Source organism: Paenibacillus sp. 2TAB26 (genome assembly GCF_052115145.1).
GTDB lineage: Bacteria > Bacillota > Bacilli > Paenibacillales > Paenibacillaceae > Pristimantibacillus.
Map to the genome: position 1 here is coordinate 1 of NZ_JBFRGC010000037.1, position 26,383 is coordinate 26,383.

20 protein-coding genes and 1 riboswitch are annotated in these 26,383 nt (G+C 47.1%); of the genes, 5 read left to right on the forward strand and 15 right to left on the reverse strand.

Annotated elements, in window-relative coordinates:
* The 8 genes from AB4Z50_RS30955 to thiC all read right to left on the reverse strand — a co-directional run.
* Positions 1-5,391 (reverse strand): hypothetical protein (locus tag AB4Z50_RS30955; protein WP_441885409.1); only part of this gene is annotated, 5,391 nt, incomplete at its 3' end.
* 159 nt (positions 5,392-5,550) lie between these two features.
* Positions 5,551-6,582, reverse strand: coding sequence for a FecCD family ABC transporter permease (locus tag AB4Z50_RS30960; protein WP_441885411.1), 1,032 nt, complete (start codon positions 6,580-6,582; stop codon positions 5,551-5,553).
* Positions 6,583-6,584: 2 nt separating this feature from the next.
* Positions 6,585-7,625 (reverse strand): FecCD family ABC transporter permease, encoded by a 1,041-nt coding sequence (locus AB4Z50_RS30965; protein ID WP_441885413.1) that lies wholly within the window; start codon positions 7,623-7,625, stop codon positions 6,585-6,587.
* Between the two features lie 185 nt (positions 7,626-7,810).
* The gene (thiO, locus tag AB4Z50_RS30970; protein ID WP_441885415.1) at positions 7,811-8,959 is read right to left on the reverse strand and encodes a glycine oxidase ThiO; all 1,149 of its coding nucleotides are present in this window, start codon (positions 8,957-8,959) and stop codon (positions 7,811-7,813) included.
* Positions 8,959-9,777 carry a thiazole synthase gene (locus tag AB4Z50_RS30975; protein WP_441885417.1) on the reverse strand — a complete coding sequence of 273 codons (819 nt, stop codon included), beginning with the start codon at positions 9,775-9,777 and terminating at the stop codon, positions 8,959-8,961. Before AB4Z50_RS30975 ends, thiO begins: the two co-directional genes overlap by 1 nt.
* 5 nt (positions 9,778-9,782) lie before the next feature.
* Positions 9,783-10,679 (reverse strand): thiamine phosphate synthase, encoded by an 897-nt coding sequence (gene thiE, locus AB4Z50_RS30980; RefSeq protein WP_441885419.1) that lies wholly within the window; start codon positions 10,677-10,679, stop codon positions 9,783-9,785.
* A gap of 1 nt (position 10,680) precedes the next feature.
* On the reverse strand, positions 10,681-11,748 hold the full coding sequence (locus tag AB4Z50_RS30985; protein WP_441885421.1) for a ThiF family adenylyltransferase: 1,068 nt from the start codon (positions 11,746-11,748) through the stop codon (positions 10,681-10,683).
* Positions 11,741-13,504: a phosphomethylpyrimidine synthase ThiC gene (gene thiC / locus AB4Z50_RS30990; protein ID WP_441885423.1), complete on the reverse strand. Its 1,764-nt coding sequence runs from the start codon at positions 13,502-13,504 to the stop codon at positions 11,741-11,743. The genes AB4Z50_RS30985 and thiC overlap by 8 nt, the downstream gene beginning before the upstream one ends.
* 128 nt (positions 13,505-13,632) lie before the next feature.
* On the opposite strand from thiC, the gene AB4Z50_RS30995 reads away from it, so the two are divergent.
* Positions 13,633-13,755, forward strand: a complete 123-nt coding sequence (locus AB4Z50_RS30995) for a hypothetical protein (RefSeq protein WP_441885425.1) — start codon at positions 13,633-13,635, stop codon at positions 13,753-13,755.
* Positions 13,756-13,816: 61 nt separating this feature from the next.
* Positions 13,817-13,921, reverse strand: a riboswitch (TPP riboswitch).
* A 74-nt stretch (positions 13,922-13,995) separates the two neighbouring features.
* On the opposite strand, the gene AB4Z50_RS31000 is transcribed toward AB4Z50_RS30995, so the two are convergent.
* The 7 genes from AB4Z50_RS31000 to moaA form a co-directional block, all read right to left on the reverse strand.
* Positions 13,996-15,153 (reverse strand): glycosyltransferase family 4 protein, encoded by a 1,158-nt coding sequence (locus AB4Z50_RS31000; RefSeq protein WP_076270260.1) that lies wholly within the window; start codon positions 15,151-15,153, stop codon positions 13,996-13,998.
* A gap of 83 nt (positions 15,154-15,236) precedes the next feature.
* Positions 15,237-16,268: a sporulation integral membrane protein YtvI gene (gene ytvI / locus AB4Z50_RS31005; RefSeq protein WP_076270261.1), complete on the reverse strand. Its 1,032-nt coding sequence runs from the start codon at positions 16,266-16,268 to the stop codon at positions 15,237-15,239.
* A gap of 64 nt (positions 16,269-16,332) precedes the next feature.
* Positions 16,333-17,472, reverse strand: a complete 1,140-nt coding sequence (gene yfkAB, locus AB4Z50_RS31010; RefSeq protein WP_441885428.1) for a radical SAM/CxCxxxxC motif protein YfkAB — start codon at positions 17,470-17,472, stop codon at positions 16,333-16,335.
* Positions 17,473-17,608: 136 nt separating this feature from the next.
* Positions 17,609-18,727 (reverse strand): HD-GYP domain-containing protein, encoded by a 1,119-nt coding sequence (locus AB4Z50_RS31015; RefSeq protein ID WP_076270263.1) that lies wholly within the window; start codon positions 18,725-18,727, stop codon positions 17,609-17,611.
* Positions 18,728-18,874: 147 nt separating this feature from the next.
* On the reverse strand, positions 18,875-20,323 hold the full coding sequence (locus AB4Z50_RS31020) for a bifunctional metallophosphatase/5'-nucleotidase (protein WP_441885430.1): 1,449 nt from the start codon (positions 20,321-20,323) through the stop codon (positions 18,875-18,877).
* 42 nt (positions 20,324-20,365) lie between these two features.
* Positions 20,366-20,860 carry a hypothetical protein gene (locus AB4Z50_RS31025; RefSeq protein WP_441885432.1) on the reverse strand — a complete coding sequence of 165 codons (495 nt, stop codon included), beginning with the start codon at positions 20,858-20,860 and terminating at the stop codon, positions 20,366-20,368.
* Positions 20,850-21,851, reverse strand: coding sequence for a GTP 3',8-cyclase MoaA (moaA, locus tag AB4Z50_RS31030; protein WP_441885434.1), 1,002 nt, complete (start codon positions 21,849-21,851; stop codon positions 20,850-20,852). The genes AB4Z50_RS31025 and moaA overlap by 11 nt, the downstream gene beginning before the upstream one ends.
* 102 nt (positions 21,852-21,953) lie before the next feature.
* Between moaA and AB4Z50_RS31035 the strand changes: the two genes are divergently transcribed.
* From AB4Z50_RS31035 to AB4Z50_RS31050, 4 genes are all read left to right on the forward strand, one after another.
* Positions 21,954-22,688 (forward strand): molybdenum cofactor biosynthesis protein, encoded by a 735-nt coding sequence (locus AB4Z50_RS31035; protein WP_441885436.1) that lies wholly within the window; start codon positions 21,954-21,956, stop codon positions 22,686-22,688.
* Positions 22,689-22,746: 58 nt separating this feature from the next.
* Complete coding sequence (locus AB4Z50_RS31040; RefSeq protein WP_441885438.1) at positions 22,747-23,823, forward strand: ThiF family adenylyltransferase; 1,077 nt, start codon at positions 22,747-22,749, stop codon at positions 23,821-23,823.
* Between the two features lie 92 nt (positions 23,824-23,915).
* Entirely contained in the window at positions 23,916-24,971 is a 1,056-nt protein-coding gene (locus AB4Z50_RS31045; protein WP_430063499.1) for an HD-GYP domain-containing protein, read from the forward strand.
* Positions 24,972-25,132: 161 nt separating this feature from the next.
* Positions 25,133-26,251, forward strand: a complete 1,119-nt coding sequence (locus AB4Z50_RS31050) for a hypothetical protein (RefSeq protein ID WP_441885441.1) — start codon at positions 25,133-25,135, stop codon at positions 26,249-26,251.
* Positions 26,252-26,383: the final 132 nt, after the last annotated feature.

Sequence of the window (26,383 nt, forward strand, 5' to 3'; positions counted from 1 at the left end):
CGTCAGCTGTTCCGCACCTACGCTGCCAATTCCCAGCTTCGTCGTTGTCACGCTTCCGTCCATTAAGTGCTCTGAACCTATGCTATCATACGCCAGTTTCGATGAAGTTACGCTTCCGCCCATCAGCTGTTCTGAATCTACACTGCCATAAGCCAGCTTCGATGTAGTCACGCTTCCGTCTGCCAACTGTTCTGAACTTACGCTTCCATGCGTAAGCTTCGCTGATGTCACACTTCTATCCGTCAGTTGTTCTGAACCTACGCTTCCATACGCCAGCTTTGTTGATGTCACACTTCTATCCGTCAGTTGTTCTGAACCAATGCTTCCATTCGCCAGCTTTGCGGATGTCACGCTTCCGTCCATCAGCTGTTCCAAACCTACGCTGTCAAATGCTAGCTTGGTCGTCGTCACGCTTCTGTCTATCAAGTGTTCTGAACCTACACTGTCATATGCCAATTTTGATGATGTTACACTTCCGCCCATCAGCTGTTCTGAATCTACGCTTCCATACGCAAGCTTCGCTGTCGTCACACTGCCGTCCGTCAGCTGTTCCGAATTTACACTGCCAAATGCCAGCTTCGTTGATGTCACACTTCCGTCCATCAGCTGATTCGGACCTACGCTGCCTAGCGCCAGTTTCTCTGTTGTCACACTTCCGTCAGTCAGCTGGTCTGATCCAACGCTTCCATACGTAAGCTTCGCTGATGTCACACTTCTATCCGTCAGTTGTTCTGAACCAACGCTTCCATACGCAAGTTTCGCTGATGTCACACTTCTATCCATTAGTTGTTCTAAACCAATGCTTCCATACGACAGCTTCGATGTTGTCACACTGCCATCTGCTAGCTGCTCCGAACCTATGCTTTCATACGCCAGCTTCGATGTCGTCACACTGCCGTCCGTCAGCTGTTCCGAATTTACACTGCCAAATGCCAGCTTCGTTGACGTCACACTTCCGTCCAACAGCTGATTCGAGCCTACGCTGCCAAATGCCAGTTTCTCTGTTGTCACACTTCCGTCTGTCAGCTGTTCTGATCCAACGCTTCCAAACGCTAGTTTCCATGCAGTCACGCTTCCATCCATTAACTGCTCCGAGCCTATGCTCTCTAACGCAATCTTTGTTGTAGTTACACTTTCATCTGACAACTGATCCGTACCTACGCTGCCTAGCTCAAGCTTCGATGTCGTCACACTGCCATCCGACAACTGATCCGTACCCACGCTGCCAAGCACCAACTTCGTCGTCGTCACACTGCCATTCGACAACTGATCAGAGCCTACACTGCCTAGTTCCAGCTTCGATTTTGTTACACTGCCGTCCGCCAACTGATCCGTACCCACGCTGCCAAGCACCAACTTCGTCGTCGTCACACTGCCATTCGACAACTGATCCGAGCCTACACTGCCTAGTACCAGCTTCGATTTTGTTACACTGCCATCCGCCAGCTGCTCCGTACCTACACTGCGCAGCTCCAGCTTCGATTTCGTTACACTACCATCCGCCAACTGATCCGTACCTACACTGCGTAGCTCCAGCTTCGATTTCGTCACACTGCCATCCGACAACTGATCTGGGCCTACACTGCCAGGTACCAGCTTCGATGTCGTCACACTGCCATCCGACAACTGATCCGTACTCACGCTGCCAAGTACCAGCTTCGATGTCGTCACACTGCTATCCATCAACTGATCCGTACCCACGCTGCCTCGTACCAACTTCGTCGTCGTCACACTGCCATCCGACAACTGATCCGAGCCTACACTGCCTAGTACCAACTTTGATTTTGTTATACTACCGTCCGCCAACTGCTCCGTACCTACACTGCCTAAATCAAGCTTCGATGTCGTTACACTGCCATCCGTCAACTGATCCGTACCCACGCTGCCAAGTACCAGCTTTGATGTCGTCACACTGCGATCTGATAACTGCTCCGTACCTACACTGCGCAGCTCCAGCTTCGATTTGGTCACACAACCATCTGACAACTGCGCCGAGCCTATGCTGCCTAGCTCCAGCTTCGACGAACTTACACTTCCGTCCGACAACTGCTCCGTACCCACACTGCCTAGTTCCAGCTTCGATGTCGTTACGCTGCCGTCCGACAACTGCTTCGTGCCTACGCTGCCTAGTACCAATTTCGTCGTCGTCACACTTTCATTCGCCAGCTGCTCCGAACCTACACTGCCTAGTACCAGCTTCGATGTCGTTACGCTTCCGTCCGACAACTGATCCTTTCCTACGCTACCTAGCTTCAGCTTCGACGTCGTCACGCTTCCGTCTGCCAGCTGCTCCGTCCCCACACTGTCGACTGACAACAACTTACTATCGATAGAGCCTTCCTTAATCTTTCTTCCCAAAATACTGTTGTCAGCAATTCGGTCAAACACAAGCACGTCATTAGCCAAATGAGCTAGTGTAATCGTGCCCTTGCGAACGTGATAGCCTTGAATCGAATCGGATTTCAAATGTTTGCCGGCAAGTGATTCGAGCTGTACATGCTCGCTTGAGACGGCATCTTGAGCCAGCTTTGCACTCGTCACCGACTCATCCTGCAATGCATGTTCGTTTACACTATTTATTGTTAAATGCGTTGCATTTACCGACTCTGGCTTAAGCTGCTTCGCGCCGATGGACAATTCCGCTATTTTACCCGACGTAATGGCTCCTGGTGCGATATGATCCGTACCTACAGCACCTTTGCTTATAACATCAGCACCTACGGAATCGTTTTGCAATTGCGCTGGTCCAATACTGTTTGCTGTCAGCTTTTCAATCGTAATCGAATCATCCGCCAAATGCGCGGCATGAACCGCTCCTTCTCCCAAATGGATTCCAAGCACGGATGCATTTCCCAAATGACGGCTAAGCACCGCTTCATTTGCTATCTGCTTTGATTGCACAGCGCCGTAAGCTAGTTTAGCAGATGTAATGACACCATCTTGAAGGTGCTCATTTCCGATCGATTGATCAGCCAAATGTTCAGCTCCAATTGCATGAGCTTCAATATGGGTCGAGCGAATCGATTCTGCTTGTATGTGGTGGGAAGCAATCAAATTGGCTCCGAGATGCCCTGGCATAATAGCTTGAGACGCAATCTTGACACTCGATACGCTTCCGTCTGCGAGCTTGCCAGTCGAGACGCTTAAATCAGCCAGCTTATCCGTCGTAACCGATTCAGGGGAAAGCTTTAATGAATTTACAGTATGATCTGCCAAATGATGCGAAAAAACTGCACCTGAAGCAATAGCTTGATCCGTGACAGCGCCTTTCGTTAGCTTGCTGCTCGTAACTGAACCGTCTTGCAGCTTTTTGTTATCTACAGCATCCTTTGCGAGATGGCGTCCTTCAATGATCTCCGATTTTAAATGCATGCTGTTCACTGCTTCAGAAGAAATCGCTTCACCCGTTACGGCACCCTTAGTAAAATGATACGACCTTAACACTTCAGGAGCCAGCTTCTGAAACGTTACCGATTCATCCTGAAGATGCCGGGATTCAATAGCAAAGTTTGCTATGACTTTACTATCAACAGCACCATCAGCCAGCTTACTTCGCGTTATTGAAGCATCCGCTAATTGAGTAGTACCAACAGCCTCCATACCAATATGGTCAACACGAATGGATAATGGCGCGATTTTATCTTCATTAACAATGCCGCTTTGTAGATGATCCCGTTTAATTGCATTTGGTGCAATATGCTTCATGTTTACTGCATCTGTTGTCAGATGCGCCTGCAATATTTGCCCATCAGCAATTTTGTCGGATGTAATGCTTCCAGAGCCCAAATGACGGCTGTGAACGGAGTCATTCGCGAGCTTCTGAGCATTAACGGATTGATCAGAAAGCTTGGAAATCGTTATCGAATGATCAACAATTTTAATGGTGGATACCGATTGATCCGCAAGCTTCCTAGAGTTAATGGACTGATCCGCGATGTGCTCACTTGTTATTTGCCCTGTTCCAATGTGGGAGCTTAGAACGGCCGCTGCTTGCAGATGAGATGAAGATACCGATTCGTCCGCTAATTGTTCTGCTTTTACCGCTTTTGGCTGCAGTTCCCTTGTTCCGACTGCTCCTTCTGCTAGATGTTCCGCGGCTATGTCTCCGAGGGCCAAATGCTTTCCCTGAATAATACCAACTGCGACATGCTCAGATAGCAGCAATCCAGGCTTCAAATGCTCCGCTTCAATCGCTTCTGCTGCTATCTTCTCACTCGTAACTGCAGAGTCACGAAGCTTGGAGTGTGTTACTGCTCCTTCAGAAAGCTTTGAGTTGTCAATGGCTTCATTAGCCAAATTTTCCGGCCCAATCGTACCGCTTTTAATTTTATCGCCAGTAACGGCTTGATCGGCAAGCAGGTCTGTTGTAATGAGCAATGACTTCAAATGCCTGGATTCGATCGACCCTTCTGCAATTTTGTCCATACTGATCGTACGATCTGCAAGCTTCTCCGACGAGATGCTGCCATCTTGAATCTTATTTCCAGAAATTGAATAATCCAAAATTTTGTTTCCGGTAATCGAGTGGTTTACCAAATGCTCGCCCATAATCGATTCTGTTGCAATTTTAGCGGAGTTGATTGTGCCGTCAGCTAAATGGATGGTGTGAATGGAATAATCGGCAATCGTGCTTGCCTGCACGCTGCCAGCTGCCAGCTTGCTGCTATCGATCGACCCAGGTGCAATTTTCTCTGATGTAACCGAAAAGTCTACCAAATCATCCGTGTATATAAAAGCTGGAGGACCTTCCGGCGCCAATTTCTCATCAAGTTTCTCAAACTTTTCTTCCAAGCTTAACTGAGCAATCTGCTGGGCAAGCTCTTCGACAGCGAGCTGCTCTTGCTCTTCAATCTGGTGCAGCTGCTCCAGCGTATCCAAATGCTCTAATTGCTCCTGCAGCTCTTCTCCATGCGATTGTTCCAATTGTTCATTTAGTTCCAGCTGCTCCCCTAGCTCCAACAGCCTTGCTTGCTCCTGCTGCTCTTCTTGCGATTGTTCCGATTGTTCCAGCTGTTCCCCTTGCTCCAACAGTTCTACTTGCCCCACTTGTTCCTGCTGCTCTACTAGTTCCAGCTGCTGCTCTTGCTCCACCGGTTCCACTTGAATAAGCTGTTCTAACTGTTCAATCTCCTCAGCGTCCTCCACCGTGACAACTTCCGAATCCATCTGCTCTGATGGATTCTCAAGTATGAGAGCGAGTGCGTTAATGCTCGCTTTCTCCTTCTCTTCTTCCTCTTTTTTAATCAACGTTTTAGCTGCATGTGCTTGTGCAACAGCGGCCTTCTTCCTGTTCAAATCATCTAGCCACTTTAACTCGGAAGCATTCGGATTATCAACATAAAAAAGCGGCTTTCGCCCCTTCGGGCTTTTCCCTTTTCTGTTTTTTGTCATAGTCCTCTCCTTCTTCCACCTGAAATGTCATAGGTAATATATGCAGGTACCTATGGGCTCGCTACAAGGAGTACAGACAAATGTACATAAGCGGCTTTTAAAAAACAAAAAACCGCGGGAGCATGCAGCTCTCCGCGGTTTCTGTTTCAACTGTTTTAACTATTTCGATCTGGACAATAAGTATAAGAAATAAGGTGCTCCAATAACAGCAACAACAATGCCTGTTGGAATTTCGTTTGGCTGGAATGCCCATCTGGCAAGTGTATCCGCCACAATAACGAGCAGCGCGCCTACAAAAGCTGAAGCTGGCAATAATACCTGATGCTGCGGACCGACAAGTCTTCTTGCCAAGTGAGGCGCTATGAGTCCGACAAATCCGATGCCCCCGCCGACAGCAACGCAAGAACCAGCTAGGCCTACCGCTGCAGCAAGCAGCAATGCCCGCTCCTTGTTCACTTGAGCTCCAAGTCCAACTGCCAATTGATCGCCTAAATTTAATGCATTCAATGCTTTCGCCTTATATTGCACGATTGGAAAAATAACGATTAACCATGGGAGCAGTGCAACCACATACTTCCAGTTCGTTCCCCAAATGCTCCCCGCCATCCATATAGCAAAAAACTGATATTTCTCAGGCGTTAGACGCAAAATCAGAAGCTGCATCGCTGCGCTAATACCCGCCGCTACAGCGATACCTACCAATATCATCCGAGTTGGCAATAACCCTCGATGTCTTTTATACGAAAGTACAAAAATGAGCAATGCGGTAAACGATGCTCCGATTAATGCWAGAAACGGCATCAAAAATATAGAGCCCTTTTCCGTCGTCGGATAAAAAGAAATAAACAAGATAACTGCAAGCCCTGCGCCCGCGTTTATACCCAGCAGCCCTGGATCAGAAAGCGGATTGCGCGATAATCCTTGAATAATACAGCCCGATACTGCAAAACCTGCACCAATTAATATAGAGATGACAATCCGCGGCAAGCGGAAATCAAATAGAATTAGCTCCTGCTTAGCCGTTCCCGATCCAATTAACGTTTTGAATACGTCAAGCGGTGCTAAGCGAATAAATCCTGTGTTCATACTGATGATAACGGACAATACAATAAGTACGCTAAGCACGGTCATTACGAGGACTGCGCGTTTTCTTCTACGCTGTTCGGTTTCGGTAATAAAGTAAGTATTCATGCTTATTCTCCCTTCATTCTTGTTACAAGATAGAGGAAGAACGGAACGCCTATAACCGCGATTATAATACCGATAGCCACTTCCTGAGGCGGATTAATCAATCGCCCGCCAATATCAGCCAGCACCATAAGTAAACTTCCCAAAACCGCCGAGCATGGAATGATCCATCTATAGTCGACACCAACTAGGAATCGTGAGATATGAGGAATAATCAAGCCTACAAAACCGATAGAGCCGACCGCTGAAACGGCGGTGCCTGCCAGCAATAAGACTATAATGACGCCAGCTGCTTTTACTAGGCCAGTTCGTTGTCCAAGACCTGCAGCAACATCATCGCCTAAGCTTAACAATGTAATGGAGCGCGATAACACGATGGCGCCAAGCAGTCCACCAACTACCCATGGCCATACAATTTGAATTTGCAGCCATTTCGTTCCGGCTACCCCGCCAGCATACCAAAAAGCCAAATCCTGACCAATTTTATAATAAATCGCTATGCCTTCTGTTATAGCAAGCAGCAATGCCCCTACAGCCGCACCAGCCAGTGTAAGCCGCACAGGTGTTAGGCCGCCTTTTGCTAATGAGCCGATTCCGTATACGAGTCCCATTGCAACTGCTGCACCCGCAAAACACACAAACWTAAGACCAAGATAAGATATCGAAGGGAAAAAAGCGAAGCAAAGCGCCAACATAAAACCTGCTCCTGCGTTAATTCCAAGCAAGCTCGAGTCTGCTAATGGGTTTCTAGTCATGCCTTGCATAACAGAACCTGCGACAGCGAAAGCTGCTCCCACCAAAGCAGCGGCTAACGCACGCGGCATACGAAGCTCTTTAATAATTTGATGCTGAATGTTTTCCTCATTGAAGTGGAATACGCCATCCCAAACCGTTGAGAGACTGATATCTGCTGCACCGACGGAGATAGATAATGCGAGCGATAATAAGAGTGCTGCAAACCCGCCAAATAAAATAATCGTAGCCACTAGCGGCCGTGTGCGCAGCTTTGTGCCTGCCAGCGCTTTATTGCTTGATAGAGAAGACATTGAAAACTACCCTTCTGTATGTATACTTTGGTTGATAAAAAATGCTTCATAAAGGAAGTCTGTTTCCAGACATAAAAAAAAACCTACTCAACTGATAACGATTCTCGTTTTCAATATAGCAGATTTTTCATATGTTTTCAATGCAATAATTTAGATATTTCGTGCTGCCTTAATGCAGCTTCCTATCAAGTAGAAAGTCTTCCTCTCATAGCAATAGTCGTAAAGCGGTTAGGAGAAAATCTGCTGATCGACGGTTCTCCCTGCTTTTCTTCCAATAGATCAGCAACAATATGAGCTGTGATTGGACTTAGCAAAATACCGTTGCGATAATGACCTGCGGCCATAATAACGGCTGGCATTCCCTCTACTTGCCCAAGCATTGGCATTCCATCTCGCGTTGCGGGACGCAAGCCTGCCCACCGATGTGCGGTTTCTTTGCCTTTAAGAAATGGAAAAAGCTGATTGCTGCTGCGAATTAAGCGGCCGATGCCTCGTTCTGTCACACTCGTCTCAAAGCCCGCGACATCTTCAGAAGCACCGCATACGAGCCGAGCATTTCTTTTTCCGACCCAATAGGCTTGGCTGGAGAAGATCATATGGCGAACTTCAGTTTCTTGATGCTCGTAAGAACAGATTTGTCCCCGAATGGGATGTATCGGAACAGAAAGTCCGAACCATCTTTCATATTCACCTGACCAAGCGCCCGCGCAGACGACTAGCCGATCGGCATGAACCTTCTTTATCATCGTTTCTGCTCGGACAGACGCTCCCCCGCTCTGTTGAACTGCAACCTCTTCAATTTTACCCGCATGGGATAGGATGACGACACCTAACCTCCGGCAAGCTTCTTCAAGCGCTGCAACAAGCTTTGGCGCGTAAACATGGCTCTCCTTTGGCGTAAATACGCCAGCAATTGCCGAATGAGCAAGCATCGGCTCCAGCTTCCTAAGCTGAGCTGCATCAATAAGCTGAGCTTCGGCTCCCCATTCATTTTGCCACTGCAATCTGGATTGTATGGGCAAAACGTCTGCTTCATGCATAAAAACGTTAATGCTTCCGCTCTGCACCCACTCCGTCGACATGCCGGATTGTTCCTCGATCGCTTTAATCCACGCCGGGTAGCTGCGGTGACTGTTTAGGCACAGCTGAAAAAATTGATCGGGCTGCTCCGTATTTTCTGAAAATGGAGCAAGCATGCCTGCCGCTGCGCCGGATGCTTGCCCTCCGAGTGCGCTTGGCTCAATGAGTGTTACGTTCATGCCTCTACGCGCCGACTCGAAGGCACAAGACAAACCAATAATGCCGCCTCCTAGTATAATTACCGATTGGGGCATTATTGTTCCCCTCCTGCGCTAACTCCTGTTTCAAATAATGAACCTGCCCAATCACTGCTTGCAGATGCATAACGTTTTTTCGGTATGCGGCCAGCCAGCCATGCCAATCGCCCTGCTTCAATCGCTAATCGAAATGCGCGAGCCATCATAATCGGGTCCTGTGCCTTAGCGATAGGCGTATTAGCCAAAATGCCGTCCGCACCTAGCTCCATCGCTTCCGCAGCATCCTTCGCCGATCCAATACCCGCATCGATGATGACTGGAACCCTCGACTGCTCCGCAATAAGTCCGAGGTTATAGGGATTGAGCAATCCGAGCCCAGATCCAATTGGCGATCCTCCAGGCATGATTGCTGAAGCTCCAGCTTCCTCTAATTTCCGGCATAGGATTGGGTCATCGGATGTATAAGGAAGAACGATAAAACCCTCGTTCGCAAGCTGCTCCGTAGCACGCAGCGTTTCTATAGGGTCAGGCAGAAGTGTTCGATGGTCTCCGCTGATTTCAACCTTAATCCAGTTGCCAAGCCCAGCTTCTCTCGCCAGACGCGCGATTCGAACAGCCTCCTCCGCTGTTCTCGCACCAGATGTATTCGGCAAATATTGCATTTGTCTATCTTCAAAGTGTTGAAGTACCGAATCATCCTCTACACTCTCTAGATTAACCCTTCTAACCGCGAACGTAATAACCTCCGAGCCCGACGCTTCAAGCGCCTGCTGCAGTACAGCAGGACTTGGAAATCGCCCCGTACCGAACAAAAAACGCGACCGCAGCGCATGTCCTCCAATAAGAAGGGTATCTTCATGATCCCAATTTCCCAAAATGTTCAGCCCCCTCCAACAAAATGTACAAGTTCTATAGAGCTTCCGCCAAGTAATTCAGTTTCAGCCCACCTTGCACGTTGTACGATCATACCGTTAAGCTCAATAACGAGCTTTTTATGTTGTTGTCCCAGCTGGACGACCAGTTCCTCCACTGTTTTAGCGCTGGTCTGCTCCTCGCGGCCATTAATCTTCACTATCTTAAAGGGAGGAACATATTCAGAACGGTGGGCATCGATTTTCTTTAAGAAAGCCTGACAAACACTAGCCGGGTCATTATGGCCAACAATGGCTGAAACTGCGCATATTCGTGTCGCTCCCGACGCTAGTACGACATCAACATTTTCAAGTGTGATACCTCCAATAGCCACGAACGGTATCGATATATGATGCGCTGCTTCCCTGACATAACTCGTAGTAACAGCCGTACGGCCCGGCTTTGTTTCGGTAGGATACACTGGCCCAACGCCGATATAATCGGCTCCCTCCTGTTCAGCAGCTAGTGCTTGCTGCAGGTTATGCGTGGATATGCCAATTATGCGGTCAGTACCAAGCCATTCTCTTGCTTTGGCAATTGGCATATCATCCTGACCTAAATGAACACCGTCAGCATCCGTCTCAAGAACAAGATCAGGATAATCATTAATGATAAGAGGCACTTTATATTTTCGCGTTAGTATTCGAAGGGCTTTGGCCTCTTCAAGCACCTCTTCCCTCGTCCCCGTTTTGTTGCGAAGCTGAACCATTTGAGCTCCGCCAATCAGCGCCTGCTCCATCACTTCAACGACTGATCTGCCAGGGTGATTAGATTTCGCTGTAATGGCGTAGAGCTTGAAGTTCCGCCAGCCTTGTCTACTCATTCTCAAACACAACCTTTCATCAAAAAAATCATTTATTTCCATTTCATAAGAACGTTTTAACGAGATTAATTGCATTCTCCGCATCCGCTGTGCCTTGCACAAGCACCCTTCCATCTGGGAAGAGAATCAGCTGCTCTCCGCTAGAGATCATCGCTTTCACTAAATACCGATTCACGGTGAGCGTGCAGCCAAGCGCTCGCAAAGTTTGCTCTACCTCTTTTAAATCAACCGGCTTGCCTAACGTCACCTGCACCGTATCCCTACCGCATAATACGGTAGAGCTTATTTGAGTATCTTCCACTCTATCAGCTTCAAAACAAAGCATGCCGTCAGTTGCTACATCAGGCGTTTGAGCACAGAATGGGCACTCGGTACTGAATGCCGGAAGCTCCGATTCCCGCATTCGGAATGACCATAGATCAATGCTCAACCACGTTTTACGCAGCGCCGAATTATTGCCAGTGAGCCATTTTATCGCCTCAGCTGCTTGCATAGATGCAATCCATTCAACCGCTGGAGCGAGTACGCCCACCGTATCGCAAGTATCGGCCTCCTGCTCCATATCATCTGCTCCGATTAAGCAGCGCAAGCAAGAAGTCTCTCCAGGAATTAATGTTGCCTGCATGCCCTGCGCCCCAGCCACCCCGCCATAAACAAATGGGATTCGCTGTCTAAAGCATTGGTCGCTGACCAGCAGCCTTGTCGCTGCATTATCCGTCCCATCAAGGACGAGATGAACTCCTCCGGCGAGAAATCCAATGTTCTGTGCATTCACATCCGCTACTGTCGCCATAATGTTTACACTGCTGTTAATTTGGCGAAGCCGATTGGCAGCGGCCACTGCTTTGGGCATCACTGCCAGAGCGTCCGCCTCGTCAAAAAGCATTTGGCGCTGCAAGTTGCTTGGCTCAACAAAATCCCTGTCTACCAGCCTAACTTCCCCGACACCAGCTCTTACCATATGCTGCGCAAGCGAAGCGCCTAATGCGCCAACACCGACGATAAGCACCGAGGCATCGGCCAGCTTCCGCTGGCCTGCCTCTCCAATGAAAGCAAATCTCGTTTGCCTCGAATAACGATCTGCAAAAGCATCAAGAACAGAATCAACCATAAATCTTGCTCCCTGCCGCCTTGAATGCATCTGATTTTTCCTTCATTCCCGCTTCAATGGCTTCCGTTGTTTCCATATCGTTTTGCGCGGCATACTCTCTTATATCTTGGGTGATTCGCATGCTGCAAAACTTCGGCCCGCACATGGAGCAGAAATGAGCGGATTTCGCAGCATCAGCTGGAAGCGTCTCATCGTGGTAAGCCATCGCACGCTCTGGATCAAGCGATAGATGGAATTGATCCCGCCAACGAAACTCGAATCGCGCTTTGGACAATGCATCATCACGCAGCTTCGCTCCACGGTGCCCTTTCGCCAAGTCAGCCGCATGCGCTGCGATTTTGTACGTAATAACGCCTTCCTTCACATCCTCCTTATTCGGAAGGCCAAGGTGCTCCTTCGGTGTTACATAACAAAGCATTGCCGTGCCGAACCATCCAATCATTGCAGCACCAATTGCCGAAGTAATATGATCATAGCCTGGCGCGATATCGGTCGTTAGCGGTCCTAATGTATAGAAAGGCGCTTCATCGCACACCTCTAGCTGACGATCCATATTTTCTTTGATCAAATGCATAGGCACATGGCCAGGGCCTTCAATCATCACTTGTACATCATGTTTCCATGCGATCTTCGTTAGCTCACCCAATGTATCCAGCTCAGCAAACTGAGCAGCGTCATTGGCATCTGCTATAGAACCGGGTCTCAGGCCGTCACCAAGCGAGAATGATACGTCGTATGCTTTCATAATTTCACAAATGTCTTCAAAATGCGTATATAGGAAATTCTCCTTATGGTGTGCCAGGCACCAAGCTGCCATAATTGATCCGCCTCGTGAGACAATACCCGTAACGCGCTTTGCCGTAAGTGGTATGTAGCGCAGCAGTACACCTGCATGAATCGTAAAATAGTCGATGCCCTGCTCGGCTTGTTCAATAAGCGTATCGCGGAATACTTCCCAGCAAAGGTCTTCTGCTTTGCCGTTCACTTTCTCCAGCGCCTGATAAATGGGTACTGTGCCAACCGGAACTGGTGAATTTCGCACGATCCACTCCCGCGTCGTATGGATGTTTTTCCCCGTGGACAAATCCATAATCGTATCGGCTCCCCAGCGCGTCGCCCAAGTCATCTTCTCCACTTCCTCTTCAATCGAAGAAGCTACAGCAGAGTTGCCGATATTAGCATTGATTTTAACGTGAAACTGCCGCCCAATAATCATCGGCTCACTTTCAGGATGGTTGATGTTAGTCGGAATAATGGCACGACCGGCTGCAATCTCGCTGCGTACAAATTCTGCACTCATCCCTTYGCGAATAGCGATGTATTCCATCTCAGAAGTAATGATCCCTTTGCGGGCGTAATGAAGCTGCGTAACATTTTGCCCTGTTTTGGCACGAAGCGGTTTCCTCGTTAACCCCGGGAATCGTTCCGCGCCTCGCTGCTCTGCTTTTTTAGCCGAAATAAATCCATTATCCTCCGGTTTGATTTCCCTGCCCTCATAGGGCTCTACATCACCACGCTGCAAGATCCATTCGCTGCGAATACCGGGCAAACCGCGCCGAACATCTGCCTCATACGTTTCATCGGTATAAGGACCGCTTGCATCATAAACTTTTACAGGTTCATTCGGCAGCTCTTCACCATTTCTGCCAGTACTAGCTTCAAGTGCAATTTCTCTCATCGGAACACGGATGTTTCCCTTTGAGCCCTCGACGTACACCTTGCGGCTGCCCGGAAGCGGAGTAGAAAAAATAGACATAACAAAAACCTCCTAATGGAATAATAGAATTCCTCCTGGAGGCATACGCAAGCATATGAGAAAGTTTAAAACACCGCTGCTATACAAGTAGCTAGGCTGCTACAAGAGCTGCAATTGCTGGAGCGTGCATGGCGGCCACAAAGCTTTATCGATTCACTGGCGCCAAACAAAAAAACCGCTCCAGCAAAGGAGCGGTCGAAGAGTGTCGTCATGCGAGTGTTATCTTGCAAGGGTTCCCCTTAAGCAGATAAAGTCATGCCGCATAAGCTGAGGCTTCAGCAGATTCCGGCAGAGCTTTCACGCGCAAAGCATAAACGCACAATCCCACTTTCCTACGCTGGCATAACCCAGATCAGGTTCAAAGGGACCAAAGCGATTCGCTTTATCTCAGCCATTACGGCGCCCCTAGTGGATTTCCTTGTTTGACTATACCGTTTAGTAAAGAAAGGTGTCAACCCTCTATTTTCCAAACCGCGGAAAAATACAGCCTGCTACAGTCCGCTTTCCTTCAGCAGCCTTACCCATCGATCTGCGGTGTGACGCCATGTAAATGTCTGCTCCACACGCTCGCGGCTGCGGCGCCCCAGCTTCTGCCTGAGCTGTTTATCGCGAAGCAGCAGATGCAGCTTTTCTCGCAGCTCTCGCTCGATATGAAGCTGATTGACCAAATAGCCCGTTTCGCCATTACGGATAATTTCTTTCATTCCGCCAGCACGTGTTGCGACTACCGGAACGCCGCAGGACATCGCCTCAACATTAACGAGCCCAAATGCCTCCCTCTGTCCAGATGGCACGACCGCTACATCGGCAACGAGCATCCAGCTGGGCACTTCCGAATGCGGCACGTAGGGCACAAAACGAACATGACCCGGACATTTGCGTCCAAGCTGTTCAAGCTTGCGCGCATAAGCCGTTTTGCGATGCGAGCCATAAAATGGGCTCCCTACGATGATAACAACGAGCTCCGGGTGGCTTTTAGCAAGCTGCGGCACGATATTGAGAAGATGATGAACGCCCTTAAGCGGAATAAGCCTCCCCATAAAAAGCACCACTTTTTTACCATTCAATCCTCTCTTTTGCCTTAAACTCTCCCGTTTAGCGGCTCCTTCGGAGGAATATTGTGAAGGAAACCTGGCCGTATCTACCCCAGGATAAATGACTCGCAGCTTCGAAGCGACCTCTGGCGCTTTCGACACTACAATTCGTCTTAGAAACTCGCTATTTACGATGATTCTATCTGCGGCCTGCAAGCACTTATGCAAGTTTGCAGAAGAAATATAGGAGGGTGAAATAAAGGTGGAGGAATGCAAATAAAGCCAGACTCGTTTGCCTGGATTCAATCGCTTCATCGTTAGCACAAATTGGGGACGATTCTCGACGTCGATGACGTGAGGAGAAAAACGGTGAACCGCATGTCCTACCTCTTGAATATATCGCTGCTTATTGCCCGCTGCAAACCGTTCACAAACAACACCGTTAAATTGTCCTTGACGAGGCAATCGCTTGCTCAGTCTTCCAAATATACGAGGTTCCGCGTAAGGCTTAAGCAGCGGGGCAAATTTCTCTACCACTCGCTCAACAGAGCTGCTTCCTGATGATGGAATCGGGAAGGAGCCTGGTGTTACAATTGCAACTTTAATAGGTGCCATTTATTCGTATGCCTCCTGCATGATCTGCTTTTTTTGCAGTATCATACGTATCTAGCAACGGCTTTGGCACGGCTTTTCCAAGGCTATAGCTTGAATTTCATTTGGAATAACCCAGCTCTTCGAGCTGCCATATAGATGATCACGACAAGCGGTCCGATGAATACACCGATAACACCGACGAGCTTGAAGCCGACATATAAACTTACAAGCGCTGACAATGAGCCAATTCCTACAGAATCACCGAGAATTTTAGGCTCTACGATGCGGCGGAATACGGTAATAACTAGAAATAGAATAATTAGCCCTACCCCTACAAATACATTGCCCGTCAGCAGCAAATAACTTCCCCATGGCACAAGTACAGAACCTGTTCCAAGAATCGGCATAATATCAACAATGATAATAAGCAGCGCGATAGCAAGCGGATATTTGACATTAAGTATGAGCAAACCGATCAGCGAAATGATGTAGGTGAGTGCACTCAAAATAAACTGCGAACGCAAGAAACCAAAAATCGACTTTTTGAGATTATTCAGCACATCATTGACCTGAGGCTGCGATTTTTCTTCAAATAATGAAAGCACCGTTGCCTTCATCGTATTTAGACTAAAGCTCATCATGTATACCGCCACCAAGAAAACGATAAAGAAGATGAACATGCCCGGGATGCTTGAGGCGAAAGCGATAACGGTGTTCGATAACGTACCCACCATTTTCGTTAATGTACTCGTTAGCTCCATTAGCCATTTCTCTAACGTTTCAATGGCGTCAGGAGGGAAGTTTTGATATAACGATTGTGCCTGAAACATGAGATCGTCTACCATCCCATTGGCATTTTCGAAGTATTGGGGCACTTTTTTGAAAAAGGCTATTAATTCGGCTACCACTTTCACGCCAAGCAGCGCGATTAGTCCGATGAGAATAACCGTAAACAGGCTGCTTGATATTGTAGCTGCCACCAGCCGGTTCATTCGGAATTTTTTCATAAACAGCTGATTAAGCGGCTCAAGAAAAATAGCTACAACAAGCGCAAGCAAGAAAGGAGCACCTACCGTAAAAAACAGATAGAGCAACAATAACCCTAAAGCGATAAATACGATTGTCTTAATAGACACAGCTTCTCCTCCTCTCTATTCTTTTATATGCACTTTACGCCACTCTTAAACCAGCTCTTTCATACTAATCCAGCACTGCGCTGCGCTCATGGAAATTAACATCTTTATAGTACATATCCTTAACAAGGAGGTTAGGTCCGCAGCATGAAGCGACCGGGCAGTGACAATTCACACTTTGCGCAAGGGAATGGTCCAGCCATTTATCAAATAAATCCTCCAATTTGGACGAACCGATGTTRCCAAAAGCGGGCACGTCAGAAAAGTCGGTTACAAATACATCGCCTGTAAACAAGTTTACGTTCAGCCGATTGCGGCCGTCAGGATCGTTGCGTACCGTTACATTTGGCTCATTCGCTAATCTTCGCAGCAGCTCACGTTCTGATTTGCTGTCACTGCATGGATAAAAGGGAAGTGTACCGAACAGCATCCAAACGGATTGGTCTCGCGCTTTCAGCAAGCGTTCAATAGCTTCCAGCATTTGCTCGCGTGAGAGAACCGGTAAATCCTTCGCAAAGGAGCTAGGATACATCGGATGCACCTCATGCCTCTGACATCCCATATCCACGATCAGCTGATGAATCTCATCAATTTTGTTATACGTTTTGTAATTGATCATAGACTCCGCAGAAACGAGTACACCTGTCTCGCTAAGGCGACGCGTGTTTTCGATCATTCGTTCATAAAGCTTGGTCGCAGCTTCGAGCGATACATGGTGATTGGCTTTCGCAAATCCAATTTGGTGAAAATCTTCCGGAGACGTGTAGTTAAATGAAATGTGCATGACATCTAGATAAGGAGCTAGCTGCTCATAACGGCTGTAAGGCAGCGTCACGTTCGAATTGATTTGGGAGCGAATGCCGCGGCTGCGGGCGTATTGAAGCAACGGCACCATGTAATCACGAACCGTTCGGTCGGAGAAGGATGGCTCCCCGCCTGTAATGCTTATCGTTTCGAGATGCTCCACTTCATCCAGTCGGTCCAGCATCTGCTTAAGCGGCAGCTTGGCGGGTTCTGTCATTACAAGTGTATCTCCAACAGCACAATGCTCGCATCGCATATTGCATAGGTTGGAAACGGTCATTTCGACGCTTGTTAAGCGATGTCTTCCATATTGCTGCAACGAACGAATGGGATCCCACGGATCATTCGTTGGCGAAAGTGTGGATAACGGTGTTCTTGCTTGTTGAAATTGTATTGTGTTCATTTTTCTTCAGCACCTGACTTATTTTCTGGAATGAATCATTCTTTAGTTATTGTAATGCGCGACTGCAAAGGAAGCAAATAAAACGGCAAAAAAAGAAGCAAAAAGGAGCCCTAAGCGGCTCCCAATCTGTCTTTCGTTAAATGCCTGAGGCAAATTGCACTTCGCTCGCGTCATCGTTCACGCTGACAATCATCATCGTGAGCTGCTTCGACAAATCGATCTCGTAAGGCGATTTCAGTTCCTCGCCCGCTTCATTATATAGAATACGAATAATAGGTCGATGCGGGTAAGAATGATTAAGATCTGCTACGATCCCCGACTCTCCTGTTTGCAGCTTTACTGTTATTCCTATTGGGTAAATAGCAACCTTATCACGGAAAAGCTGCAGCATTCGCTGCTCGTATAACGTTCCCGTACCAGCATAAAGCCGCTCAATCGCGTGATGCGGCAGCATTGGAGCACTATAGACGCGATTTGTTGTCATAGCGTCGTACGAATCGACCAACCCGATCCACTTGGCATAATCATGAATTTCATTGCCTTTGATTCCGCGCGGATACCCGCTTCCGTCAATTCGCTCATGATGCTGGAATGCACAGTGGGCAACAAGCAGCGGCAGGTTAGGCTCATCCTTGAGCAGCTCGTAACCGATTCTCGCATGCTGCTTCATCGCTTCGAACTCTTCTTTGGAGAGGGAGCCTGGTTTTCTTAACACATCGATCGCAATCTGCGTCTTGCCGATATCGTGAAGAAGAGCGCCCATGCCAAGCGTCGTAAGCTCATCCTTGGAATAGCCGTTCGACATACCGAGCAGGGTCGTATAAACGCAGACGTTTAAAGAATGCTGGAACAAATAATGATCAACGGAGCTCATGTCCATTAACATGATCATGGCATCCTTATGACCGGAGAGGTCATCGATAATCATATTCATCATATTTTTAAATGGCTGTGCGATATAGGGGTAGGTTACGCCTTTTTTGCGTTTAGGACGATCCATCATTTCGCGGAAATTCGTTCGAATTTCCTTCAGCGCGATTTGCATCGTTTCCTCTCTAATTAAAGAAGGCAGCACAATATCATCCGTCTTCGGATCTGTTATATAAACATATTGAATTCCGCATTGATCCAAGCGGGATATAAGTCTCTCTGTCAGTTCCATATTTTCGCCAAGAAGAACGATACCCTCTTGAGAAAATATTTTTTTGGCCAGCTTCATACCCGGCCTGCATTTCGCTATTGGCAACAACCGCATTTTCTCGATCCTTCCCCATTAAAAGTCGGCTAACTATTACATCGGAAAAAATCGTTCGTAATGTTAATGTACGGGATATACGGGAAAATCGCAACCATTTTATACTATTTTTTCGACATGAATTGTCGATATTTTTCATATTCTTTGTCAAATCGAGGTATTTTCCCATCTTAGCTGACAACATTCCGCCAATTCAGACGAATTTTGCAGCTGCGCTTCGATCACGTCTCGAATGAATTCAGGCAAGTAATAGTTCACTTGCACCGCGTTGGCGAGCGACTCGTAACCCGCCTTGAAACTGAACATATCGATCGTTCCCAGCTTATACAGTCGTTCATCATCCAGCGTTTCTCCATTAACCGTTACCTGTATGAGTCTATCCATCGGCATTCTGTTCGAATCGTAGGTAACGGACAAGCCATCTATGGCAAGCGTTCCAAGCACTTCACCGCGAAAGCCGTATCCCTTGATCGGCTTATGGATAAATTCGGGCAGCAGCGCTTGCTCCAGCGCTGTCCTTATATCCGTGCCTGCGATGAGCATAAGGCACGGATTAATCGGCGACGGACAGAGGGCGTGCAATTCGCCCGCTGTCACGTCCCCTTGCGCGAGGCCGCCGAGCAGCTGTCCAGCGTTGACGATGCCGATCTCGGCATCGGTCCAGCGGCGCAAGCCAGCGGCCAGCAGGTTGCCGAGCGGTGATTCCCGCTCGGCTCTGGCGGGCAGCGGTGCAGAAAGCCGGGCGATAACCCGGCTTAGGCGCTGCTGTCCCGCCTTTAGATAGCTGCCGATGATGGCGGCAGCTTCCGGATGCTCTGCCATTGCGGCCGTAGGAACGCAGGTTGCGCGGAACATTGGGCGCGAGGAAACGTCGTCCATTCCGATTTCTACTCGCCCAATATACTCGCCGAATTTCCCGGCTGCACAAATCGTCGTATTACCGATAACAATCGGCTCTTCCAATAAATGATGGGTATGTGCTCCCAAAATAAGATCGATGCCCTCAAGCTTCTCCGCCATTTGCTTATCGAAGGTAATCCCGATATGGGACATCACTACCAGCACATCTACCTTATCTCTCAGCTTTGCCGCCTGTTCTTGCACCGCCGCGAATGGATCGGATACTTGCCAGCCTAGTAAGGAATAAAAGTCAGAAAAGGCCGCTGTGACGCCTATGATACCGATTCGAAGTTCATTTTTATCAATAATAATACTTGGCAGCAGCCAATCAGGCTGCTCACCTGAAGCAGCCTCGTGCATATTGGCACAAACGACAGCAAACTGAGCGCGATCGGTATACGCCTCCGAAATCGTCTGAGAAGAATAAGTGAGTCCTTCATTATTGCCAAGTGTTATTACTTCATAACCAGCTTGATTTAAAAGTTCTACATTAACAATCCCATCGCTGCCTTCGGTCTCCACTCGCATGCGATCCATATGGTCTCCGCAGTCTACCGCAAGCACTCGCTCATTGCCCCAGCTTCGTCTTTCCTCTGCGATAAAAGAAGCGATCTTGGCGGCATGCTCCAGACGACTATGTATATCATTGCTATGAAGAAGCACTACCCTTGTACGAAAACTGTCCGTCAAATTCATGCACGCCTCCTTAATGCCTGTACTCAGCGACACAAAACCAGTCTACTTGTTATTACGCAAATCATTCATCGAAAATGTATGCTTAAAACCATATGCTGCTTCAACCTGCGTATTTGGCTCATCGTGTCCCATTTTGAGTTTAACGATGCGTTTCACATTTAAGCATTTGCTGCTCCCGTTGGGCACATAAAGGCGGATAGGGCCTGCCTTCTGCAAAGGCAAGCCATTAATCCGGTAAAGCACAGCCGCCTGCTCAAGCTGCTCCCATGGAATAGTAGCCTCGAAAGAATCCGCCGCTTCTACGATTAAATAAGATGGCGTCTTGGACACTGCAGCATTCTCAGAATTATTGTCCCTCATCCATGCAGCGTACCATTGATATAAGTCAAATGCTTCACCTTCAGCATCCGGCACTCTGCCTGCAATAAGGAAGCTTGCGCCCGAAAGTTTTGCCATCTCCTCTGGGGTCGTAACGGACATTCCTATCTCAAAATGTTCAATCTTGATCTCATGCATCAGCTGCTTCTCAGCCTCCAATCTGCGACATCCGCCGTTCGGTAGGAATATGCGTTTGTGCGCTGTCAGCCAGCTTAGCCGCCATTTCATGATTTTCCGGCTTAATGTCCATCGATTTCAGCAGCAATTGCTGCATTTCCTCTGGATGCCCGAATGCTTCTCTTACATTCAGCTCATCTACCCAATATAAGCAAGGCTTAATGGACCCATCCGCTGTCAAGCGCAGCCGATTGCAATTGCTGCAGAAGTGATCGCTGATAGGATGAATAAGCCCGAAGGAGCCGCGGCCGCCCTTCATTTGCCAATCCTCTGAAGGACCGTTTCCATGCACGTTTGGTCCGCGGCTAATCGTATAGCCCTCTTGCTCTGCTACTTCCAGTACACGCGAAAGCGGCAAATAATGCTTTTTCCAATTTTCATCCGCATGTCCGATTGGCATATATTCAATAAATCTAACATGCATCGGCTGCTCGTAGGCGAGTTTTAAAAATGCGGCAATTTCATCCTCATTTACTTCTTTAAGAAGCACGCAATTCAGCTTAATTGGGTCGAAGCCTACTGCTGCTGCCGCTGCGATTCCTTCCATCACACGTTTTAATTCCCCGCTTCTTGCAATAAAACGAAATCTTGCGGGGTCCAGTGTATCTAAGCTAATATTGACACGATTCAAGCCTGCTGCTCGAAGCGCTTCCGCTTGTTTGGCTAGAAAAACACCATTCGTCGTTAATGCTATATCTTTAATGCCAGCTATGGCAGATAATCTTTTAATTAAACCATCGAGACCCGGCCTTATAAGCGGCTCGCCTCCGGTAATGCGCAGCTTCGTAATGCCAAGCGCCGCACCCGCTTCAACTACCTCGACAATTTGATCATAGGAAAGTAAATTTTCTGATTCTGTGAATTCCATTCCTTCCTCTGGCATGCAATACAAGCATCGCAAATTACAACGATCCGTTACTGAAATACGTAAGTAATCGTGTACCCGTCCAAAACGATCCGTCAATGTCGGCATGACCTTCACTCCCTTTCTGTACGAGTATAAGCATAACATTTTTTCTTGAATTATGATATTCTATAAACAGCTTCAAGCCTATACGATGAGAGGTTTTATACCATGAAATATGACTGGATTATTAAATTATTTGCAGGGCTTCCCGAGCGAATTGGGGCCCCTTCCATACAGCTGCAATCGGATTTGGAGAAAATGAGCGTAGCCGATCTGAAGGCCGTCATTTCTGACGAATACCCAGATCATCAAGCATTAATACAGATAGCTTTTATCGCATGCAACCACGTTTACGCCGCCGAGGATACGATCATACACGCCTCTGACGAGCTAGCCCTGCTTCCGCCAGTATCCGGAGGAGAAGAGAAACAAGAGCTTGCCAAGGAGCCTATAGAGCGCTATATCGTAACAAACGATGTCATTAGCTCCGATGCTGTGCTTGCAAAAGTTATCGTACCGGAAAATGGTGCCTCTATTGCATTTGTAGGAACAACGCGTGAATGGACACATGGGCAGCGTACGGTACGGCTTGAATATGAAGCCTATGCACCGATGGCCATTGCAACGATGCAGCAAATTGGCAATGAAATTGCCGAGCGCTGGCAAGGCGCCTTATGTGCCATCAGCCATAGAATTGGCGTTGTTGGCCTCGCTGAGACAAGCGTCGTTATCGCGGTGTCATCCCCCCATCGTGACAGCTGTTATGAGGCAAGCCGCTACGCCATTGAACGTCTTAAACAAATCGTCCCTATATGGAAGAAAGAAATTTGGGAGGACGGATCAGAATGGAAAGGGCATCAGCTTGGCCCGTGGAATCCTACTGAACAATTAAAGGACTTTTAGAATTACAACTAGGCATGTCGAACATGGCTTCACGATGCTTTTAAGGAGATTAGCAAAAATGAACAAACCAATCACACAAAATAACGCTGCACCTGAAATATCGGGCGTGGGATCAGCTCGTTATGCGAGACAAGTCCGCTTCTCACCCGTTGGAGAGAAAGGACAACAGCTGCTTAACGGCAGTCGCGCAGCGGTCGTTGGCATGGGTGCGCTTGGTTCTGTCATCGCCCAGCATTTGGTCAGATCCGGCGTTGGATATGTGCGTATTATAGACCGGGACATTATTGAATGGAGTAATTTACAGCGGCAAATGCTGTATACCGAAGAAGATGTATTATCGCTGCTTCCCAAAGCAGAGGCCGCTGCTGCGCATTTGCGAGCCATGAACAGCTCTGTCTTCATTGATCCGATAGTTGCTGATTTAACGGCAATGAATGCGGAGGAATTACTCACTGATGTTGATCTTATTGTTGATGGCAGTGACAACTTCTCTGTTCGATATTTAATTAATGATTATAGCGTGAAGTACAGCATTCCTTGGATTTATGGCGGAGCCGTCGGCGCATCGGGCATGACAATGACGATTATACCAGGCGAATCCCCCTGCTACCGATGCTTGTTCAATGAACCGCCTCCGCCTGGAACGACCGATACTTGTGAAACGGCAGGTGTCATCTCTCCAGTCGTTGACATCATCGGCTCTCTTCAAGCAACGGAAGCCATTAAGCTGCTCTCAGGCAACAAGAACGCACTTCACGGCACCTTATTTCAAGTTGACCTTTGGAATCATGCTTGGCTTCCTATTTCTGTGGCCAAATCGAAGCGAAGCCATTGCGACTGCTGCGGAAATAGGCAGTTCGCATTTTTGGAAGACCAAATGTCGGGATCAGCTGCTGCTCTATGCGGTCGCCATTCTGTGCAAATTACACCGAGTCAAGATGCTCTACTGAACTTGGAAGAGTTAGCTGAACGCTTAAAGCCGGTTGGCACAATAACACGCAATCGTTTTTTACTGCGAATTGAACTTGAGGCTGATTTGACCTTAGTCCTGTTCCAGGATGGCCGAGCCATCGTCCAAGGCACAGATCAATTATCAAAAGCAAGGTCGCTTTATGCTGAATTATTAGGTAATTAGTCGCTATTATAATACCCTCATATTGCCAATCCGATCAATCATTGCTACTATTGTAGGTATATCTTTTCTACTACTACCAATGAGGTGTCTCGATGAGAGTTCATGTTACAGAATTAATTAATGGAGACCGTTTAAGCAATGACACTTTCAACAATTACGGACTTCATGTACTCTCCAAAGGAACAGTACTCAATAACCAAGATATATCAAGATTATTTCAACATCAAATGGACTATATTGATATAGATGAAAGAGTAAGCGAAGAAACGGAAGGTCGTACACTTGAATCTACTATAAATCCCAAGTGGCTTCCTACCGTTCAGCCCCTTTACGAAAACGCTGTCAAAAGCTTTGAGGGATTATTCACGAAAGCGAATCAGCAAGGAAAAGTGGATGTCGAGGAAGTAACGTCCATCTTCCAGCCTCTACTGAGCAACCTCCAAATGGAACGCGATGTTGTATCTATGCTGCTATTACTCAATTCTAAAGACGATTATACGTATCAGCATTCCGTGCAGGTCGGTATGTTGTCGTATTATCTCGCTACTTGGGTCGGGTACTCCAATGAAGAAGCTGTTCGTATCGGCAATGCCGGCTTCCTCCATGATATCGGAAAATGCCGAATTGAAGAGAGCATTTTAAATAAGCCTGGGAAGCTGACTGATGAAGAGTACGAAGAAGTGAAGAGACACACCTTATACGGACATGAAATTATTTTAGACTCTCTGGATGAACCATTTGTAGCCATTGGAGCACTTCAACATCATGAGCGAAATGATGGCACTGGATATCCTCAAGGTCTGAAGGGTGATGAGATTCATCCCGTATCCAAAATCATTGCTGTAGTCGATATTTACAGTGCGATGATTTCCCAGCGCGTGTATCAACAGAAGCGTGATTTGCTTTTTGTACTAAAGGAACTTTATCAGCTGAGCTTCAAAGAGCTTGATCCCTATACAACCCACACCTTTATTAAACATATGATGCCTAATTTCATAGGCAAAAGAATCGAGCTTGTAGGTGGAGAAAGTGGAATTATTGTCATGACTCACCCTACCGAGTTTTTCCGCCCGCTTATTCAAATTGGTGAAGAATTCATCGATATGGCCATTGAGCGTGAGTATGAAATCCAGCAGGTTTATATTTAAATGTTTCAAAAACAACCCGAATTGCAGATCATATCTGCGATTGCGGGTTTTTTTTATGCTGCCGCTTATTCTTATCAACCACGTTCGCAACTTATACAATGATTTTATCGTTGTTATTGTAAATGATACCAAATATGCAAATTAAGACTAGAGGTGATGGAGTGAGAAGCATTTTAGCAATAATCATTATTGCTTTAATGATGACCGGATGCAAATCCGAAGCAATTAGTAATACACCAACTGTTCAACCAAGCGAGCTAACAATCATTGAACCGAACGAACAGCCGAATCGAGTCCGTGAAAAAGTTGTCATTTATAACCTCAAAAATGCTGATGGCAGCAAGGCAGCTATTGAAACCATCTATCAGACCATAACGGAAGCCGACCTTGTAGATGTATTTAAACAAACTTTTGAAGAAGCTGAACCATTAAAAGGTATCGTGAAAATGGCAGCTCCAACTTATAAAGTAATAATCGGCAGCTCTGAATATTATCTTTTGATCGGTGATGATAAAACAGATTCAATCGTTAATTTAGATGACTCGCATACGATGTTCAGGCTATCTCCTTCTAACACGATTAAGATTCGGGAAATACTATCTTGGTCAGAGCCAGAGAAAGTGGTCGAAGGACTTGTAATGGACAAAAAAGTAATCAATCAAAATAATTCTTATCGTGTTTTAATCGCAACAAATTGGACTAAACAAGAGAAAAATACGATGGATGAATGGATCGAGAAAGCAGAACAAAAGCACGAGCTAGCGTGGTATGAAATAGACAAAGAAGTTTATTTGAAGCTAAATATTAGTCAGCCTATTGCAGTAAGAGCAGCCAATATGCAGCTGGACTCGTTGCCACCGATTCGATTTGCAATTACCGTTCAAATTATTGAGCCAGAAGTTGTGGCATCTTCCCTTTATTTAAATCTAATCGAAGAAGAATTATACAATCAGCAGCTGCTTTTGACTCCGATCCGTCCAGATAAGGAATGGATTTTGGATGGTATTAAGCCTAGCAGATATACGGTTAGTCCTTTAAACAATGAAACGGACTCTACTCGCCTAGAGCAGCTTTCCATCTACATTTTTAATTCGAAGCAGCAGCTTGAAGAGGGTCTAAAGGATTTTCAAAAACAAACCGAATTGATTAATATGCTTTACCCTCGTATTTATAAGTTAAACAACGCGATGATCTTTTATTGGGCTCATGGCAACATGGAAGAAACCGCTAAGCTTAGCAGCTATTTCGAGAAAGCAGTAAAGCTTCTACTCGAAAAATAGACGGATACGATGAACATGGAAACGGGGCTGCCCTAAAGTAGAAAATTCTACTTTGGGACAGCCCCTTTTTCCTATTGGCTCTATCGTTAACCGATTGAACCTTCCATTTCGACTATGACTAAATGAAGCTAC